Annotated in this window: 14 protein-coding genes; 6 read left to right on the top strand and 8 right to left on the bottom strand. The window is 71.1% G+C overall.

All coding sequences use genetic code 11. The features are described 5' to 3' along the window. Window positions 1-99 precede the first annotated feature (99 nt). The 3 genes from LBW94_RS36980 to LBW94_RS36970 all read right to left on the bottom strand — a co-directional run bounded on the left by LBW94_RS36980 (window position 100) and on the right by LBW94_RS36970 (window position 1,927). Entirely contained in the window at window positions 100-777 is a 678-nt protein-coding gene (locus LBW94_RS36980) for a Rieske (2Fe-2S) protein (protein WP_225060444.1), read from the bottom strand. 52 nt (window positions 778-829) lie between these two features. After that, the gene (locus LBW94_RS36975) at window positions 830-1,417 is read right to left on the bottom strand and encodes an RNA polymerase sigma factor (RefSeq protein WP_225060445.1); all 588 of its coding nucleotides are present in this window, start codon (window positions 1,415-1,417) and stop codon (window positions 830-832) included. A gap of 135 nt (window positions 1,418-1,552) precedes the next feature. Next, window positions 1,553-1,927, bottom strand: coding sequence for a cupin domain-containing protein (locus LBW94_RS36970; RefSeq protein WP_225060446.1), 375 nt, complete (start codon window positions 1,925-1,927; stop codon window positions 1,553-1,555). An 83-nt stretch (window positions 1,928-2,010) separates the two neighbouring features. Here LBW94_RS36970 and LBW94_RS36965 point away from each other — a divergent pair, with 83 nt between their 5' ends. Beyond that, the gene (locus LBW94_RS36965) at window positions 2,011-2,457 is read left to right on the top strand and encodes a MarR family winged helix-turn-helix transcriptional regulator (RefSeq protein WP_225060447.1); all 447 of its coding nucleotides are present in this window, start codon (window positions 2,011-2,013) and stop codon (window positions 2,455-2,457) included. Between the two features lie 70 nt (window positions 2,458-2,527). Next, on the top strand, window positions 2,528-2,866 hold the full coding sequence (locus tag LBW94_RS36960; protein ID WP_225060448.1) for a hypothetical protein: 339 nt from the start codon (window positions 2,528-2,530) through the stop codon (window positions 2,864-2,866). A gap of 1 nt (window position 2,867) precedes the next feature. On the opposite strand, the gene LBW94_RS36955 is transcribed toward LBW94_RS36960, so the two are convergent. Further along, the gene (locus tag LBW94_RS36955; RefSeq protein ID WP_225060449.1) at window positions 2,868-3,329 is read right to left on the bottom strand and encodes a MarR family winged helix-turn-helix transcriptional regulator; all 462 of its coding nucleotides are present in this window, start codon (window positions 3,327-3,329) and stop codon (window positions 2,868-2,870) included. Between the two features lie 61 nt (window positions 3,330-3,390). Between LBW94_RS36955 and LBW94_RS36950 the strand changes: the two genes are divergently transcribed. Continuing rightward, window positions 3,391-4,368 (top strand): pirin family protein, encoded by a 978-nt coding sequence (locus LBW94_RS36950; RefSeq protein WP_225060450.1) that lies wholly within the window; start codon window positions 3,391-3,393, stop codon window positions 4,366-4,368. Window positions 4,369-4,550: 182 nt separating this feature from the next. Beyond that, window positions 4,551-4,862 carry an excalibur calcium-binding domain-containing protein gene (locus LBW94_RS36945; protein WP_225060451.1) on the top strand — a complete coding sequence of 104 codons (312 nt, stop codon included), beginning with the start codon at window positions 4,551-4,553 and terminating at the stop codon, window positions 4,860-4,862. A gap of 77 nt (window positions 4,863-4,939) precedes the next feature. Here LBW94_RS36945 and LBW94_RS36940 read toward each other — a convergent pair whose 3' ends face one another. Further along, complete coding sequence (locus tag LBW94_RS36940) at window positions 4,940-5,164, bottom strand: DUF3618 domain-containing protein (RefSeq protein WP_225060452.1); 225 nt, start codon at window positions 5,162-5,164, stop codon at window positions 4,940-4,942. A gap of 121 nt (window positions 5,165-5,285) precedes the next feature. Here LBW94_RS36940 and bcp point away from each other — a divergent pair, with 121 nt between their 5' ends. Next, the gene (gene bcp / locus LBW94_RS36935) at window positions 5,286-5,759 is read left to right on the top strand and encodes a thioredoxin-dependent thiol peroxidase (protein WP_225060453.1); all 474 of its coding nucleotides are present in this window, start codon (window positions 5,286-5,288) and stop codon (window positions 5,757-5,759) included. 59 nt (window positions 5,760-5,818) lie between these two features. Here bcp and LBW94_RS36930 read toward each other — a convergent pair whose 3' ends face one another. Beyond that, the gene (locus tag LBW94_RS36930; RefSeq protein ID WP_225060454.1) at window positions 5,819-7,498 is read right to left on the bottom strand and encodes a hypothetical protein; all 1,680 of its coding nucleotides are present in this window, start codon (window positions 7,496-7,498) and stop codon (window positions 5,819-5,821) included. A 233-nt stretch (window positions 7,499-7,731) separates the two neighbouring features. On the opposite strand from LBW94_RS36930, the gene LBW94_RS36925 reads away from it, so the two are divergent. Next, window positions 7,732-8,358: a TetR/AcrR family transcriptional regulator gene (locus LBW94_RS36925; protein ID WP_225060484.1), complete on the top strand. Its 627-nt coding sequence runs from the start codon at window positions 7,732-7,734 to the stop codon at window positions 8,356-8,358. Between the two features lie 39 nt (window positions 8,359-8,397). On the opposite strand, the gene LBW94_RS36920 is transcribed toward LBW94_RS36925, so the two are convergent. Continuing rightward, window positions 8,398-8,820 carry a holo-ACP synthase gene (locus tag LBW94_RS36920; protein ID WP_225060455.1) on the bottom strand — a complete coding sequence of 141 codons (423 nt, stop codon included), beginning with the start codon at window positions 8,818-8,820 and terminating at the stop codon, window positions 8,398-8,400. A gap of 136 nt (window positions 8,821-8,956) precedes the next feature. After that, window positions 8,957-18,274 carry a fatty acid synthase subunit beta domain-containing protein gene (locus LBW94_RS36915; protein ID WP_416277026.1) on the bottom strand — a complete coding sequence of 3,106 codons (9,318 nt, stop codon included), beginning with the start codon at window positions 18,272-18,274 and terminating at the stop codon, window positions 8,957-8,959. Window positions 18,275-18,353 lie beyond the last annotated feature (79 nt).

Below are 18,353 nucleotides of genomic sequence, written 5' to 3'. Positions count from 1 at the left end.
CGATCTCCTTGGTAGGCAACGACACCGGCCACCGACGCACAGACGGGCGGGCGACTCGATGTCGTCGTGAGGAGATAGCGGAGCGGGTTACAAGATCCGTCATGCTTGCCGGATCGGCGCGAAAATCTCTATCGCACCGTTGTTCTCACGCACCTCCAGGCGCGGCAGCGGCGCCGGCGCCTGCGGCAGCGCATGAGTGACCACCGCACCCGCGGTGTCGAACGAGGTGCTGTGGCAGGGGCAGCGCAGCACCGGCGCGTCGAACCACAGCGCGCAGCCCTGATGGGTGCAGATGCCCGACAGCGCGTACACGACATCGTTACGGCGGCAGACGAATCCGCGGGTCGTGCCGACATCGAAGGCGACGGTGCCGCCCTCGGGCAGGTCGGCGGAGGTGGCCACCGTGCGCCATTCCCCTCGGGCGGGCACCAGGGTCGGCTGGGGCTGCGCGGCGGGCAGCGCACCGCCGGTGAGGGCATGGTCGGCCACGGCACCGGCCGCCGCCGCGGCCACCGCCGCCGCGGAGGTGCCGATCAGCCAGCGCCGCCGCGGCGTCCCAGCGGCGGACGGCGCCGCCGGCTCGCCGAGTTCGGCCGCCAGCCGGCGACGCAGATCGGTGCGGAACTCCTCGGTGGGTTCGGTGCCGCCGGGCCGGCCCGCTCGCAGGGCGATGGCGGCACGGATCTGCTCCGCCTCCTCCTCGGTGGGCTGCCACGAGCGCGGCCGGCGACCGGCGAGCAGATCCTCGACGTAACGCTCGACGTCCCTGTCGCTCACAGTGTCACCTCCGCATCGAATTCGGCCGTGCCGCGCGGGGCCGACGATCCGATCACGACGCACCCTCCTCGTCCGATCGCGCTGCCATCTGTAATGCCCGGTGCTGCAACACCTTCGCGTTCGCGACGGTGACCTCCAGCGCGGCGGCCGCATCGCGCACCGAAAGTCCCTGCAAGAAACGGAGCTCCAGTATGCGCCGGTACCGCGGCGGCAGCCGGTCCAGCACCGCCCGCGCCCGCCGTTCCGCCGCGCCGCCGGGTTCGGGCTCCGCCGCCGGCTCGGGCGCGGATCCCAGCGCGCCGGAGTCGATGTCCTCCGGGTCGATGGTGGTGATCTCGCGGCCGAGCCGGGCCTGCCAATGCGCCGCGAGCACCGTGCGGGCGGTGGCCCGCAGATAGGCGCGCACCTCCGGGGCCGTCGCGGTCAGCCGCAGCGGCGGCAGCGCCGTCGTGAACACCTCGGCGGTCAGGTCCTCGGCATCGGGCCGATTGCCGACCTTGCCGAACATCAGGCCGTAGACCCAGGTGACATTGTCCCGGTAGACCGACTCCCAGTCGGGGTACCCGTCGGCGGGCACCAGTCGCAACTCACGTGCACGCGGACGTTCGGCCCGATGCTCGGGCCCCGGTCGTCCGGCCATCTGCCGCCCCTCCACCACACGGTTGTCGGCGCTTCAGCCGCGCCTGTAGAGAGATAGGGCGACGGGTTACATCACCCATTGTCGCGGTGTAGCGGCCGTCGCGATGCGCCCGGCCCGTTGCCGCGGCAGGCGGGTTCAGCTCACCCAGTGCGGGGTGATGGTGGTGCCGTCGGGCAACTCGCCGGTGAATCCGACCGGCGCCACCACCACGAACTCCGCGGGCTCCGGACCCGCGTTGTCGATCCGCAGCATCGAGCCCGCGGGCACGACGGCGGCATCGCCCGGGGCCAGCACCGTGGCCTCGTCGTCGACGGTGAGCGTAGCCGTGCCGGACAGCACGAAGAACACCTCCTCGCGCAGGATGCGGTGGCCCTGACCGCCGGTGCCGGGCCGGACCTCCAGCCGCCACAGGCACAGTTCGGCGCTGCCCGTGGCGGGCCGGATGTAGGAGGTGAAGCGGGCGTTGTGCAGATCGCGGACCTCGGCGTCGGCGGCATGGATGACGGGCATCGGGATCACTCCTCCAGATAGACAAGTAGCTTGTCCATATAGTCAATCTAGTTGACCAATCTGTCAAGTGCCACCATGTACTCATGTCCGCACCTGCCACCGATCTCCCCCTGCTATTGCTGGCGGCTGCCGCGGAGGTCACCGACGCCATCCACGCCGGCGTCACGGCGGCCGGATTCACCGACCTGCGCCCCGCCCACGGTTTCGCCTTCGTGCGGATGGCCCCGGTCGGGGCCACCGTCGGCGAGATCGCCGACCATCTCGGCGTCACCAAACAGGCGGCCAGCCAGCTGGTGGAGGAGTTGGTGACGAAGGGCTACGCGGTCCGCAACCCGCATCCGCGCGACGCCCGTGCTCGGCTGATCACCCTCACCGACCGCGGCTGGGCGGTCACCCGCGCGGCCGAGGCCGCCGCGAACGGCTTCGCGCAGCGCTGGGCATCGATACTCGGCCCGCAGGCCGTCGGCGAGACCCGCGACCGGCTGGCCCGGGTGGTCACGCCCGGACGGGTGCGCCCGGCCCTCTGGTGAGCCGCCCGCTACGCTCGACGCCGGGCGCCGCCGCCCAGTCCACACCCGCGCCGCCAGGATGACCGCCGCCATGACCGACCCGGACCACACCGACTGGGCCCACACCGGGCACGCCTCGAAAGAACGCGCCGAGAAAGCCCGGCGGCTGGCCGGTTACCTGTGGCACCGCGGGATCACCGGTGCCGAACTGCACGAGGTCCCCGCCGCCACCCGCCGCAAACTCGCCCGCGCCGCCGGGATCAACCCACCCAGCACCGACGAGACCTGGACCCTGGTCACGAACCTGCTGGACGAGAAAGACGCCTGGGCGCAACGCAATCCGAACCACCCCGCCGCCCGCCGGGAGAACCCGGACGAGAAGATCCTCTGGGTCAAGCCCCCGGTGCGGCCCTGGACCGCGCAATCCTGATTCAGTCCAGATCGGTGAGTCGTTCGGCGGCGGTGGCGACACGCTCGGACAGGGTGCGCAGCAGGACCGATTCGTCGGCGCTGAGCTCGTCCACGAACAGTTCGCGGACCAGTTCGACGTGATTGGGGGCGGCGCGGTGCAGGGCGTCGCGGCCGTGCTCGGTCAGGCAGACCGAGATGCCGCGGGCGTCGTCGGCGGCGGGGGCGCGTTCGACCAGGCCGCGGGCGTCCATCCGGGCCAGGTGCTTGGACAGCCGGCTCTTGTCCCAGCAGATCTCCGCCGCCAGATCGCGGGCCCGCAGGCGGCCGCCGGGGGCGGCCGACAGCGCCACCATGATCTCGTAGTCCGGCATCGAGAGCCCGTCGCGGGCCAGGCCGGCCGTCATCGCGGCCTCCAGCCGCTGCCGCATCCGGATGTACGCCGACCAGGTCGTCTGCTCCTCCGCGGAGAGCCATCGCACCATGGGAATGATCCTAGTCAGCTTTTAGTTGACATGGACACCAAACCTGTTCGAGGAGGTCCCCATGCCCGCCATCACCGTCGACGACATCCTGGTGCTGCCGCGGCTGTCCCGCCCGGCCGAGACCCAGCGGCAGCGGCCGGTGCGTGCCGTCGTCACCGGGCAGACCCAGCGCGAGGGCGCCGGATTCCAGGTCACCCGGCCGTTCCCGAGTATGGATCTGCGCTCGGCCGATCCGTTCATCCTGCTCGACCAGATGGGACCGGTCGCCTATCAGCCGTACGAGGCCAAGGGCGCGCCCTGGCATCCGCACCGCGGCTTCGAGACCGTCACCTACATGCTGGACGGGACGATGGTCCACCACGACTCCAACGGTGGCGGCGGCATGATCAGCGAGGGCGACACCCAATGGATGACGGCCGGTTCCGGCATCCTGCACGACGAACTGCCCGACGAGCCGCTGGTGATCTCCGGCGGCCTCTTTCACGGCATCCAGCTGTGGGTGAATCTGCCGCGCGCGCTGAAGATGGCGCCGCCGCGTTACCAGGATCTGCGTGCGAGCGAACTCACCCTGGTCACCACGCACGACGGTGGCGCGCTGGTACGCCTCATCGCGGGCACGGTCGACGGATTCGAAGGTCCTGGATCCACCTACACCCCGATCGCCTACGCACACGCCTCGATCAGCCCCGGAGCCCGGCTGGAAATGCCCTGGCCACAGCACTTCTCGTCGATGGTGTACGTCTTGTCCGGCAGCGGCACGGCCGGGACCGAGGGCCGGCCGATCGGCGCCGGGCAGCTCGCGGTGCTCGGCGCCGGCGACGCGATCACGGTGACCGCCGACGCGCGGCAGGACACCCCCACCGGGAATCTGGAGGTGCTGCTGCTCGGCGGCGAGCCGATCCGGGAGCCGGTGGTGCAGTACGGGCCGTTCGTGATGAACAGCAAGCAGGAGATCATCGAGGCGATCGAGGATTTCGAGGCCGGTCGGATGGGTACGATCCCCGCAGAGCACCTGGCGGCCCGGCGGCTCGGCGAGTGACTCGCCGGTAAGCGGCTTCAGGCCGCCCGAGTTGACAACGGCGCGGCCCATCAGAAAGGTGGACTCGGCGGCTCGCGGCCGGGCCGCTGTCCAGCAGTCACCGGATACAGCTCCGAGGCGGCGGGCGCAACGGGGAGCGCCGGTCGGCTCGCCCGAACCCACCGCAACCTATCGAGGACTACATGAACGTTCGCAGGCTCATCGTGACCGGCGCGGGACTGATCACCCTCGCAGCCCCGATTGCTTTCACCGCCCCGGCCGCACTGGCCGACCCCATCATCACCGGCTCGGCCGGCACCGGCTCGTCCGGGATCGATGATGTCATCGGATCCACCGGTTCGTCTGGTCTGACCCAGACCGGTTCGGCGGGCGGCACGTTCAAGAACTGCGACGAGGCCCGCGCGGCCGGCCGGGCGCCGCTGTTCCGCGGCGAGCCCGGCTACTCGCCGCACCTGGATCCCGACGGCACCGGAATGGCCTGCCCGACCGTCTGATTCACCCACCCGGCCGCAGAGACCGGAACACCCGGTGCGGAATCCGCACCGGGTGTTCGTGTTTCGAGCGCCCGAGGTCAGCGCCGGAAGATCCGCACCGCCGTCACCAGCACGACCAGCGCACCGGCGCCGATCAGGCTGTACTTCACCTTCGGCTGGTCCAGCTTCGCGAGAATCGCACGCTTGGTGTTGTCGGCGATCCGCTGCGGGTCGGCGCGCACCGCGAGCTCGTCGAGTGTGTTCGCCAGCCGGTTGCGTGCGGCCTCGATCTCCCGCTCGATACTCTCGGTATCTCTCGCCACGTCGTCTCCTGTGTTCTCGTGTGCTGCCGTCGACACGCGAGTCTAGCCGCGCTTATCCGACCGCCGGGATGTCGTGGCGGGCCTGCGTGATTGTCACCGCCGTCGGCTACCGTGCTCGGTCATGACCGAGAACCACCGCCTGACTACCGGTGACACCGCCCCCGCGTTCACCCTCCCCGACGCCGACGGTAAACCGGTGTCGCTCGCCGACTATCGCGGCCGCAAGGTGATCGTGTATTTCTACCCGGCGGCGAGCACCCCCGGATGTACCAAGCAGGCCTGCGACTTCCGCGACAGCCTGGCCGAGCTCGACGGCGCGGGCATCGACGTCGTCGGCATCTCCCCCGACAAGCCCGCCAAACTGGCCAAATTCCGCGACGCCGAGCAGCTCACCTTCCCGCTGCTGTCCGACCCCGACCGCGCGGTGCTGACCGAGTGGGGCGCCTTCGGCGAGAAAACCATGTACGGCAAGACCGTCACCGGCGTGATCCGCTCGACCTTCCTGGTCGACGAGGAGGGCAAGATCGCCCTCGCCCAGTACAACGTGCGCGCCACCGGCCACGTCGCGAAACTGCGCCGCGACCTGTCGGTGTAGGAGCCGAAGACGTAAGGCCCGCGGCCGGGTGGGCCGCGGGCCGGGTCGTGCGCTGCTGATCAGGTTCGGGGCATGGCGGACAGCACAGCCTGCATCGTCATCCGCCAGTGGTTGTCCAGCCAGTGACCGAACTCGGGGTTGTCCGGGGTGGGCGGGGCCGTCTCGCCCGGAAACAGCAGGCCCTCGCCGGGGGTGTCGGCGGCGACACTGGATTGCGCGGCAGGGATCATGACCATCGCGTCCGCGTTGGTCGAACCCGCCGCACTCGAATCCGCGCCGGCCACTCCGGAATTCGCGCCGGTGGCGCCCGTGTCTGCACCGTGCCGCCCGGCCGCCGCATCGGAATTCGTCGCGGTCGCACCAGCATCCGTTCCCCCCGCGCCGGAATTCGAGGCCCCTGCGCCACCGGCCCCGGTGCTGGTACCGCCCGCGCCGGTATCGGCTCCACCGGCCCCGGAATCCGCGCCGGCTGCCCCGGTATTCGTCCCGGCCGTACCGGAATCCGTTCCGGCTGCCCCGGTATTCGTCCCGGCCGTACCGGAATCCGTTCCGGCTGCGCCGGGATTCGTCCCGGCCGTACCGGGGTCCGGGCTGCCCGCTCCGGGGTCCGTGGCGGGGGTGCCCGCGTCCGCGCCCGCCCGCTCGGGCTTCAACGGCATGGGCCAGCGGCCGTGTCCGGTGGCCGTCGCGTTGCGGCCCGTGTTCCAGGGCAGCCCGGAGGGGTCGACGGTGACCGTCTCGGTGTCGCCTGCGCCGGTCGACGGGTCGGCGGCGGTTCCGGGTGCCGGAATCGCGGTCGGGGCGCTCTGATCGCCTTCCGGGCGGGTTTCCGGCTGTTCCGGGGCCTGGTGCAGCACGCGATGGTTCTCGGCGGCCACCTGCGGGTCGCTCGTGACCGGCTCGACGGATCGGTGCGACACCGACATCTGGTAGGCGCCGCCCACGACCAGCCCACCGGCCAGCACGCCGGCCGCCGCGAACAGCGCCGTACTGCCGCGCGCGGCGCGCCGCCGTCCGCCCGGTCCCGCGGCGGCGGCCGGTTCCGGCTGCACCACCAGCGCGGCCCCGATCGCCGCCGCGCTCGCGGCCATCCGGGACTTGATCACCGGTGCGGTGAAGCCCGCGTTCAATGCCGCGGCGACCTGCGCCTCCGGGGCCGCCGAACCGACCAGCACCACCGCGTCCGGTCGCAGGTCCTCGGCCTCCAGCTGATCCCGGGCCGCCGTCACGACGGGCCGCAGCGCCGTCTCCGTCACCGCGGGGCAGGCGGCCGCGAACGTCGCCAGCACCCGATCGCGATCCGGCGAGACGACGGTGAACGCCTGATATCCGGGCGACACCTCGCACACCATCAGATGGTCGAAATCGTCGGCCCAGGCCAGCGCGCCGGCCAGGCTCAGATGCGCGGACCTGGCCGACACCAGCGAGGCGTCGTGCCAGCGCCCGCCCGCGAGGGCGGTGACGATCGCGCGCCGCTGCGCGGAATCGCGATAGGTGACCGCGGTGCCGGCGATCTCCGAGTCCGGCCCGACCTCGTCGGCCAGTTCGGCGAGAATCTCGGCGACCAGCACACCGAGGTCGGCGGCCTCGCCGACCTCGCGCGTGCGATGCACCACGACCCGGTCGGGCAGCTTGGCCGCCTCCGTACCGTCGGGGCCGTCGCCGGGGCAGGTCAGAGCCACCGCGTGGACGGTGCCGCGTTCGGTGGAAACGCCGAAAGTCAACACGGATACAGCCACAAGAAATGCCTTCCGCAAGGTGGATTCCAATGAAAATGTGGAAGGGGTTCGTCACCGGTAGCAGCCCGGATGGGCTGCGCGCGGCCACGAAACGGAATATCAGTGGCACTGGCGCGTGTCATCCGTGTGTCGCTACCGCTAGCCTGGTGAATGTGGTGGAAGTGCACACGGCGACGAAGCAGAAACGGCGTCCGGACCCCGCGGTGGAGTTGCAGGACGATCCGCAGGAGTTGATGCCCCGCCGCCGCCCCACCCAGGAACGCAGCAAGCGCAAGTTCGACGCCCTGTTGCAGTCCTCGCGGGAATTGCTGGTCGAGGTCGGATTCGAGTCGTTCACCTGTGAGGAAGTCGCCGCCCGCGCCGAGGTTCCGATCGGAACGCTTTATCAGTTCTTCGCCAACAAGTACGTGATCGTCTGCGAACTCAATCGCCAGGATCTGGTGGCCGTCACCCAGGAATTGTCGGAATTCCACGGCGAGGTCCCGTCGATGGACTGGCTGCGGCACATGAACAAGCTCGTCGACCATCTGGCCGGGCTGTGGCTGACCGATCCGTCGCGGCGCGAGGTGTGGCTGGCCATGCAGTCCACCCCGTCCACCCGGGCCACGGGCGCACTGCATCTCAACGAGTTCGCCGACGTGGTGCAGCAGATGCTGCGCCCGCTGATGCCGCGCACCCCGCCGGCCCGGCGCGCGATCATGGCGCAGGTGCTGGTGCACGTGGTCTATTCGATGCTGAACTTCTCCGTGCAGGACGGGCTCAGCCACGAGGATGCCGTCGCCGAGCTCAAGCGGCTGATGGTCGCCTATCTGCTGGTCGCCGAGAAGGAATCCCGGATGGGCGGGCAGCGCCCGGACTGAGGGTGTGAATCCGGTTGCCGCGGCGGGCAACCGGACCGCTCACCCCTCGATGAGGTCGGCGAGTTCGCCCGGATCCTCCAGCACCACCATCGCGGCGGCGGTATCGCCGTCGTGGGTCAGCGACAGGTGCACCCGGACCCGGGGCAGGAATTCGGCTGCGAGGCCGTGCAATTTGATGCTGGGCCGTCCCCAGGCGTCGTTGACGACCTCGATCAGCGGATACGGATTGTCACCGATCTGCGGGCTGCGAGCGAAACGCGACGAGGCCCACGCCTTCAGCACCGCCTCCTTGGCCGCCCAGCGGGCGGCGTAGCTGCGGGAGCGATCGGTGGCCCGGCCCTCACAGTAGCGACGCTCACCGGCGGTGAAACTCTCCCGGAGCATCGTGGTTCCGGTGCGTTCGATCTGTTCGGTGAATTCCGAGATGGTCACCAGGTCCAAGCCGATTCCGAGAATGGTCACAGCGGGGGAGGCTCCTCGTCGTTCGTGCGGCGAATGTGTTCGCGCGGCAGGCATACCAGGCAGCAACATACCAGCGCGACCGGTACGGGGGCACCGGTCGCGCTGAGACGGCGATTTCGATTGTCGCAGTGACTACTTACCGCGGAGCCGGCGTGGTGGTGCAGCCGGTCGGGATGTAGACCCCGTCCGCGCTGAGCCGCGCCTGATCCGAGAGCAGCACGTCGGCCTCCAGCTGCCGGATCTTGGCCGCCGGGGTGCCGTCGCCGCCGAGGCGACGATCGGCCGGCCGCTCGTACAGCGGGGCGCCGCCGCACATGGATTCGGCGAACCGCTGCCGGCCGTCGAGCTGACGCTGCTCGGCGCGGCGCAGGTACTCGTCGCGCTGCTCCGGGGCGATCGCCTCGATGAACGCCTGCGGATGCACCACCGCCAGCAGCCCGGACACGTGCCCGAAGCCCAGCGAGGTGACCAGACCGGCCTTGAGCGCGAACCGATCTCCGAACCGCAGCGGCTGCCGCGGCCACACCAGGTGCGGGTACTGCTGCATCTTCTCGTCGACGCAGTCCAGGCTGCGGTTCGGCGGGATGACGCCCTGCTCCAGCACCTGGCACAGGCCGATCAGCTGGAAGGCGGCGGCGCCGCCCTTGGCGTGCCCGGTCAGCGACTTCTGCGAGATCACGAACAGCGGAGCACCGCCGGTCCGGCCGAGCACGTCGGCGAGCCGCTCGTGCAGCTCCGACTCGTTGGGATCGTTGGCGGCCGTGGAGGTGTCGTGCTTGGACACCACCGCGATCTCGTCGGGCGCCACACCCAGCTTCCGCAGCGCGGCCGCCAGGCGGGACTCCGCGCCACCGCGACCGGCGCTCAGCGCACCGAGGCCCGGGGCCGGGATCGAGGTGTGCACGCCGTCGGCGAACGACTGCGCGTAGGCGACCACGCCGAGCACCGGCAGCCCCGCCGCCAGCGCCACGTCGCCGCGGGCCAGCAGAATCGTGCCGCCGCCCTGGGATTCGACGAAGCCGCCGCGGCGGCGGTCGTTGGCTCGGGAGAAGTACCGATCGCTGATGCCCTTGGCGCTCATGGCCGCCGAATCGGCGGTGGCGGACATGTCACCGAAGCCCACGATGCCCTCGATACCGAGATCGTCGTAGCCACCGGCCACCACCACGTCGGCCTTGCCGAGGCGGATCTTGTCCACACCCTCCTCGACCGACACCGCCGCGGTCGCGCAGGCCGCGACCGGGTGGATCATGCCGCCGTAGCTGCCCACATAGGACTGCACCACGTGCGCCAGCGCCACGTTCGGCAGCGCCTCCTGGAGGATGTCGTTGGCCCGCGGCTCACCGAGCAGGTTGTCGATGTACAGCGACCGCATGGAGGACATGCCGCCCATGCCGGTGCCCTGGGTGTTGGCGACCAGCGCCGGGTGCACCCAGCTCATCAGCTCGGCCGGGGTGAAGCCCGAGGACAGGAACGCGTCCACCGTGCAGACGATGTTCCACAGCGCCACCCGGTCGATGGAGCCGGCCATGTCGGCGGAGATGCCGTATTTGGTCGGATCCCAGCCGGTGGGGATCTGGCCGCCGACGGTCCGCGACAGCTTGGCCCGGCGCGGCACCCGAATCTCGGTGCCCGCCTTACGGGTCACCTGCCAGTCGCCGGAATCGGCGACCGGGGCGACCACGGTGTGCTCCGGATCGGCGGCGAGGAACGACCGCGCCTCCGCCTCGCTGGTGACCACGAAGGTCAGATCCTTGTCGAGGAACACCGAGGTGAGCAGCGGGGCCGCGTTCTCGATCATGGCGCCGTCGTTCACGTAGCGGCGCACGCCGCAGCGCTCGACCACGATGTCGTGGTAGCGGTCCACCAGCTCCGACTCGTCGACGTAGTCACCGGAGGCGACGTCGTACCAGCCGGCCTTGGGCTCGTTCTCCCAGACCACCAGGCCGGTGGTCCAGGCCAGCTCCAGCACGCCCGCGGCGGTCAGCCGGTCCTCGACCTCGAATTCGAAGCGAGTGCGCGAGGAACCCCACGGGCCGAGTTCGGCGGCGCCGACGATGACCACCATGTCGGCGAGATCGGCGGTCACCGTGCCCCACTGCGGCACCGGCAGCGCCGACGACTGGGTCGGCGGGGCCGGCAGCGCCGGAATGGTCCGGTTCTCCTGCACCGCCACAGCCGATTCCGCCTCGAGTTCGGCCTCGCGCTGCTTGGCCAGTGCGGGCAGATCCAGCTTGGCGTTGGCCAGGCCACCGGTCAGGTCGATGGTCTGCGGTCCGTCGGCGGTGACGCGGCGGGCCCGCTCACCGGCCCACTTCAGCAGCTCGTCGGCCATCTCGACGGTCGACCAGGTCTGCACCCCGGCCTTCTCCACCGCGGCGACCAGCGGATCGTTACCACCCATCAGCCCGGTGCCGCGCACCCAGCCGATCAGCGCGTGCACCAGGGTGACCCGGCGCGACCACGACTTCTCCGCCCGCCACTTGACGACCACGGCGTCCAGCGCGGCCTTGGCCTCGCCGTAGGCGCCGTCGCCGCCGAACATGCCGCGGTTCGGCGAACCGGGAAGCACCACATGCAGTTTCGCGTCGACGTCGTGGTCGGCGCCGATCTTCGACAGGCCGCCGATCAGGCGCTCCACCGACCACAGCAGCACCCGCATCTCCATCTCGGCGCGAGCGCCGGCGTCGGAGAGGTCACCGGCCACGCGGGGCGCGGCGAAGGGCAGCAGCAGCGTGGGCTGCAAGGCGGACTTCACCAGCACCTTCGCGCCACCGGCGTTGTCGGTCTGCTCGGTGCCGACCCACTCGATCAGCGCGTCGATGTCCTGGTAGGAGGCCATGTTCGCGGGCAGCACCCACAGCGCCGCGCCGTGGCGGGCGTTGTCGCGGTACAGCTGCTTGTAGAAGGCCAGCCGGTTGTCGTCGAGCTTGGAGGTGGTGACCACCACGGTCGCGCCGCCACCGAGCAGCCGCCCGGTGACCGCCGCCGCGATGGAACCCTTGCTGGCGCCGGTGATCACGGCGACCTCGTCCGACCAGATGCCGGGCTGCGCGGTGTCGACCGCCGCCGCGGCGATCCGCTCGTAGGTTCCGGCCAGCACCGAGCGGGCCTCCCCCATCGCGCGCTCACGCCACCAACCGGCCTGCGCCGCAACGGCTTCGCCGGCACCGCGGAAACCGTCCACGGCACTGTCGGAGATCTCCGCGTCGTCGCCGAGCCACAGCCGGGCCAGATCCTCGCGGGCGCTGGCCCAGCGGTCGTCGACCAGGACGGCCTTCTTGGCGTCGAAGACCGGTGCGACCAATCGCGGCCAGTCCGAACCGAGTTCGGCCGAGACCAGATCGACCAGCGAATCGTCGCTGCTCTCCGGCGCGGAGACCTGCTCGGCGAGGCCGAGCTGCTCCAGCACCACCCGGGCCGCGGTGGCCAGCACGCCGTCCTTGCCGGTGATCTGCTCGGTGAACTCACCCAGCGCCGCGGCGTCCACGGTGGCGCCGCCGCCACCGCCGGCCGCGGGCAGCGCCACGCTGATACCGCGCCGCGCGGCGACCGCCTGCACGGCGGCGTCGATCGCGGCGTCGACGGCGCCGCCGTCGGCCGGCGCACCGGACACCAGGCCACCGAGGTCACCGCCGCGGACGCTGGCGCCCTCGCGGGTGCCGAGCGACACCTCGGCGGTCACGTGGTGGGCCCAGCCGTCGCCGAGCTGCCAGACCTTCTTCACCCGATCCGCGATCGCGGCCGGACGCTTGCCGGACGGGCCGAACACCTTGCGCAGGTGGTCGCCGATGGCGTCGGACAGCACCGAGCCGAACGGCTTGTAGGTGCGGGCCAGCCGCTGCACGGTCGCCGCCAGGGCGCCCATGTCGGCATCGGCGGCGCCGTCGATGGCGCCCAGCGACAGCTCCGAGCCGAGGTCGACCAGCAGCTGGTTGCGGCGCGAGGACACGCCGTCGCACAGGCCCTCGATGGTGTCCACCGGGCCGATCTGATCCGGCCGCAGCTTGGTCCACAGCGCGATCAGCACGCGGGTGGCGTCGGCGGCGGTGAAGGAGATGTCGTCGGGACGCGGGCCACCGGAGGCAGCGACCGGAGCGGCGGCCACGGGGGCGGCAGCCGCGGCCGGAGCCGAACTGGTCTCGGCGACAACCTCTTCCGGCTCGTCGACCGGCGCGGGATCGGTGTCGGTGGAGAACACCACGGCGGCCTCGCGCTCGATGTTGAGCACCTCGACCCGGGCGGTGGTGAACTGCGGCAGCTTCAGCGTGTTGGAGGCCAGGTTCGCCACGGTCGGCGTTGCGGCCAAACCGATTTCGACGAACCGCTCGACATCCAGCTCACCGAACAGCAGGTCCTGGGTCTCGATCCAGCGCACCGGGCTGGCGAACTGCCAGGCCAGCAGCTCGATCAGCACGACGCGGCACAGCTCGGTCGGACGGGCCGCCCAGGAGTCCCAGTCGGCCAGCACGTCCCGCAGCGGCTGCGAGGGCACGTAATCGGCGATCTCGGCGATGAATTCGCGCTCCAGCGAGAACGGCCGCGGCACCAGGTTCGGAATGTAGCGTCCGGCAAGGATTTCCGGATGCACGTCCTGCGGCAGCAGCTCCTCGAGCTTGGTCCGGAACTCCGGCACACCCTCGCGCAGCACGGTCGAGTGGAACGGCACGTCGATGCCGGGCACCAGCACGAAGGCCCGCTTGCCGCCGAATTCCGCACGGCGGCGCTCGATCTCGTCCTCCAGCGCCTCCAGGCCCGCCACCGTGCCGGCGATCGCGTACTGCGAGCCGCGCAGGTTCAGGTTGACGACCTCCAGGAACTCACCGGCGGCCTGACCGACCCCGGCGACGAAGTCCACGACCTCGGCATCCGGCAGCCCGACCTGGGACGGCCGGATGGCGGCCATCCGATAGTCGCTGCGGCCCTGCGCATCCCGCGGCACCAGCTCGTGCATCGCGGAACCGCGCTGGAACACCACCTCCAGCACCGCCTCCAGCGGCAGCACCCCGGCGACGGCGGCCAGCGCGTTGTACTCACCGACCGAGTGACCGGCCAGCATCGCGCCCTCGACGAAGGCGCCCGCCTCCCGCAGCTCGGCGACCTGCGCCACACCGAGGGTCGCCATCGCGACCTGGGTGAACTGGGTCAGGTGCAGCACGCCCTGCGGGTGCCGGTACTCGACGCCGCGCGCCTTCAGATAGGTCGGGTTGTCGCGCACCACCGCGAGGATGGAGAAGCCCAGCGCCTCCCGGGTGTGCTTGTCGGCGCGGTCCCAGACCTCCTTGGCGGCCTTGGACCGGGACCGGGCATCGAGGCCCATCCCCTTGGTCTGGATGCCCTGTCCCGGGAACGCGTAGACGGTCTTCGGCGCGGCCAACCGGCCCGTCGCCGTCATCACCAGATCACCACCGGTCCGGCAGGACACCTCGACGATCTCGGTGCCCGTGTCGACGGCGATGCGCTCGACGCGAACGTCGATCTGCGCGCCCGGCCGGACCATCCCCAGGAAGCGGGTGGTCCAGGCGGTCACGGTGCGCGGCGGCAGCGCGGCCGACGGATCGACCGCCGACACCGCGTGCTGCGCGGCGGCCGACAGCCACATGCCGTGCACGATCGGGCTGCCCAGCCCGGCCAGCTTGGCGGCCGCATCGCTGGTGTGGATCGGGTTGTGGTCACCGGAGACCGCGGCGAACGCGGCCATCGCCCGCGGCGCGGACAGCACCACGTCGCGGCGACGCCGGCGCGGGGTGTCCACGGCGGCCTCGGACACGGTGCCCGCGGCCCGCGGCGGATCGGCCAGCAAGCCGGCCCCGTTGCGGCCGCGAATCGCGAAGCGCTCCACCAGATTCGCCACCGGCCGGGCCTCCAGCCCGTGATCGCGCATGGCGCCCACGGTGACCCGCACCTCGACCACCCGGCCCAGATCGGTGTCGGTGACCCCCGCCGATTCGGCGCGCACCGCGAGAACCGCGGGCTCACCGGGCAATTCGGCGAGCAGCTCGATCCGGTGGTCCAGGTGGACCAGATCCAGCATGCCCTCGATGACACTGCGGTCACCGGCGGTCCGCGTGGCGCCCAACGCCGCGAACACGGCCGGCCAGCAGGCGCCGACCAGCACGTCCGGCACGGTACGGCCGATGGTGCTCAGTCCGGCGGGCAGGCCCGAGCCGGTGACGCCGGCGTGATCGGCGATCAGATCCGGGGTCCAGGCCAGCGTGGCATGCGCGACCGGAATCCCGTTGCTGCCCTTGACCTCCGGCAGCGCCTGCCCGGCTGCGACACCCAGCAGTGCCGACATGGCGGCATCGGCGTCGTCCTCGGTGATCACCGGCGCGCCGCCGTTGTAGACCGAGGCGGGCACGGTGATCCGGATCCGGACCGCGTCCCGAGCCGACAGCGGCACGGTCAGCTCGACGTACGCGTTGTCGGTGTCGGGGCCCGTGGTGGGCTCCAGGGTGGCACCGGTCGGCGGGTGGATCGCGCCCTTCTCGTCGGTGACCCAGCGATCCAGGTCGCCCAGGCGATGCACCGGGTTGAGGGTGGTGCGCCCGGCCCATTGCACATCGGGAGCGGCCAGCACGATATCGAGAGCGCCGTGGGTGACCTCGGCGCGCCGGCGGCCGTCGACGGCCATCGGGGTGACCCCGCCGCGGATCAGCGAGTACGCGGTGGCCTGCTCGAACCGATCCAGCAGCTCCCCGACCGGCTCGTCGACGCGGGTGATGCCCGCGACCGCGACGGTGCCCGGGATGATGCACACCCCGTCGGCGGAGTAGCGCGGATCGTGGGCCTGCCACAGCGAATCCGACCGCCACCAGCGGCGGACGTCACCGTCGACAACCGGCACGAAGTTGACCGGCTTGCCCGGAATCTTGCACAGCGACACGAAGAACGGCACATCGGCCGGATGCAGCACGGTGTCGGCGATCGCCGGGTACCGCTCGGCCAGCACGGCCAGCGCCTCCACCGGCGCCTCGAACGCACTGTCCACCTCGAACAGGGTGGCGATCTCACCGTGGTCGGCCGGGTTCAGGCGGGATTCGGTGCGCCGCACCATCTCCGCGAACCGGTCCCGCCAGGTGATGTCCAGCCAGACCGACCGGGTGGCGTCGGCGATCGCCTCACCGATGTCGCTACCGAAGTCCGCGCTGCGCGGCTGCTGATGCGGCAGGTATGCGGCCAGTTCGACGTACCGGTCCAGCCACTGCCGATAGGTCATGGTGGCGACGTCGCCGAAATACGGCTTGGCCGTGCGGTTCAGCGCCTCGATGATCTCGGCGCGACGGGCGGCGACGGCCTCGCCGTCACCGGCGACCTCGTCCAGCAGGCGACCGGTCCGCGAGGCCGCGTTGTCGATCTCGTGAATATCCGCGCCGAGCTGACTGCGACCGGAAGCCATTCCGGCCGACGCGGTGCCCGCCCCGACCCACTCGGGAGTTCCGGGGGTGTCGACCAGCAGCTGCTTCACCTCGGGAGCGGTGGTGGCCTCCAGGGTCGCCATCGCCGCGGTACCCACCAGCACACCGTCCAGCGGCATCGCCGGATAGCCGTGCGCGGTGGACCATTCGCCGGTCAGGTATACGGTGGCCCGCTCCGGCGTCCCGATGCCGCCGCCGACGCAGACCACCACGTTGCCGCGGTTGCGCAGCTCGGCGTAGGTCTCCAGCAGCAGGTCGTCGAGATCCTCCCAGGAGTGGTGGCCACCGGCGCGCCCGCCCTCGATGTGCATGATCACCGGGTAGTCCGGCACCGCGTCCGCGATCCGCAGCACGGCCCGGATCTGCGCCACGGTGCCCGGCTTGAACGCCACATGGGCGATGCCGACCTCGGACAGCTCCTCGATCAGCGCGACGGCCTCGTCCAGCTCCGGGATACCGGCGGTGACGATCACGCCGTCCAGCGGAGCGCCGGCCGCACGGGCCTTCTGCACCAGCCGCTTCCCGCCGAGCTGGAGCTTCCACAGGTAGGGATCCAGGAACAGCGAGTTGAACTGCACCGCCCGCCCCGGATGCAGCAGCGTCCCGAGCTCCGCGACCCGATCGGCGAAGATCTGCTCGGTGACCTGGCCGCCACCGGCCAGCTCCGCCCAGTGCCCCGCATTGGCCGCGGCAGCAACGATTTTCGCGTCCACGGTGGTCGGGGTCATACCCGCCAGCAGGATCGGCGACCGACCGGTCAGCCGCGTGAACGACGTCTCGACGACGATCCGCCCGTTGGGCAGCCGAATCGGCTGCGGCGCGAACGAGGTCCAGGGCGCGGCCACCTCGGGCGCGGCTCCCGGAGTGAACAGACTGCGCTGCCCCGGCCGGGTGGCGGCCGACACCACGCCCACCCCCGAGCCCTTCAGCGAGCCGACGGTCAACCGGCTCAGCAGATCACTGGGCCCGAGATCCAGAATCCAGTGCGCCCCCGCCTCGATCGTCGAGTCCACGATGCTGACCCAGTCGACCGGATCCACCAGGATCGCCTTGGCCAGCTTCGCCGCCAGCTCGGTGTCCAGCCCGCACTGCCGGGCCCAGCCCGCCACGAGCTCGACCGTGTCGGCGAGCGCCGGATGATGGAACGCGACCTCGACCTCGACATCCTCGAACACCGGCGCGAACACCGCGCCACCGCGCTTCTTGGCGTCCCGATCCCGGGTTTGCTCGGCATTGATCTCCGCACACCGCTGCCGCACCCGCTCCAGCTGAGCGACCGTGCCCGACAGCACGACCCGCCGCCGCCCGTTGCGAATGGACACCACGGCCGCGGCCTGCGGATCCACCCCCACCGAAACCTCGGCCACCACGGCCCGCAACTGCTCCGGATCGACATTGGACACCGCCACCATCGACGACTTGTCCCCGACCGGAATCAGCCCACGCCGCCGCGCGACCAGGGAAGCCGAAGCCCCGACCAACTGAGCCAGCGCGAGCAGCTCGACATCGCGCTCCCCATTGGCCTCGGCGGCCGCGGCGGCCAGCAGTCCCTGCGAGTGCCCCACGATCGCGACGGGTGGATGCTGCTCGGAATCCAGCCCCTGCAACCGCAACGCCCGCAGCGCCGCGACCTGGGTCAGGAAAACACCCGGCATGGAGATGGCGGCCGACCGCAGCACCTGCTCCGACGGAGCAGCGGAGACCTCCCCGGCCTCCGTATCGGCGATCTCGTCTTCCAGCATCCACGCCACCGGGTCGAAGCCCACGGGCCGGACCACCAGCAACTGGTCCGCAACCGGCTCCAGCAGCGCGGCGGCCTCGTTCACCAGCGCGGTGAGCTCGGGCTCGAGCGCGGAGTCCCGCCCGATCTCCTCCAGCTCCCGCAGCCACTGCGCCCCTTGCCCACCGAAGGCGAGCGCATAGGTCTCGCCGGCCAGCAGGCGGTCCAGCAGTGACGACTTGATTCCCGAGTTCGAGCTCTGCCCGGCTCCCCGGGCCACCTTCGCGTTCGTTCCGGCGCTCTCGTTGATCGTCAAGACGTTCGACTTCCTTCTCTGGCGGCTCGTCCTGGCCCAGGCGCTCACACACCGTGAACACCCCGCGGCCCCGCGGACC

The sequence above is a fragment of the Nocardia sp. alder85J genome (assembly GCF_020176955.2).
In the GTDB taxonomy this organism is placed as follows: Bacteria; Actinomycetota; Actinomycetes; order Mycobacteriales; family Mycobacteriaceae; genus Nocardia.
This window is presented reverse-complemented; position numbering and strand designations above follow the sequence as displayed.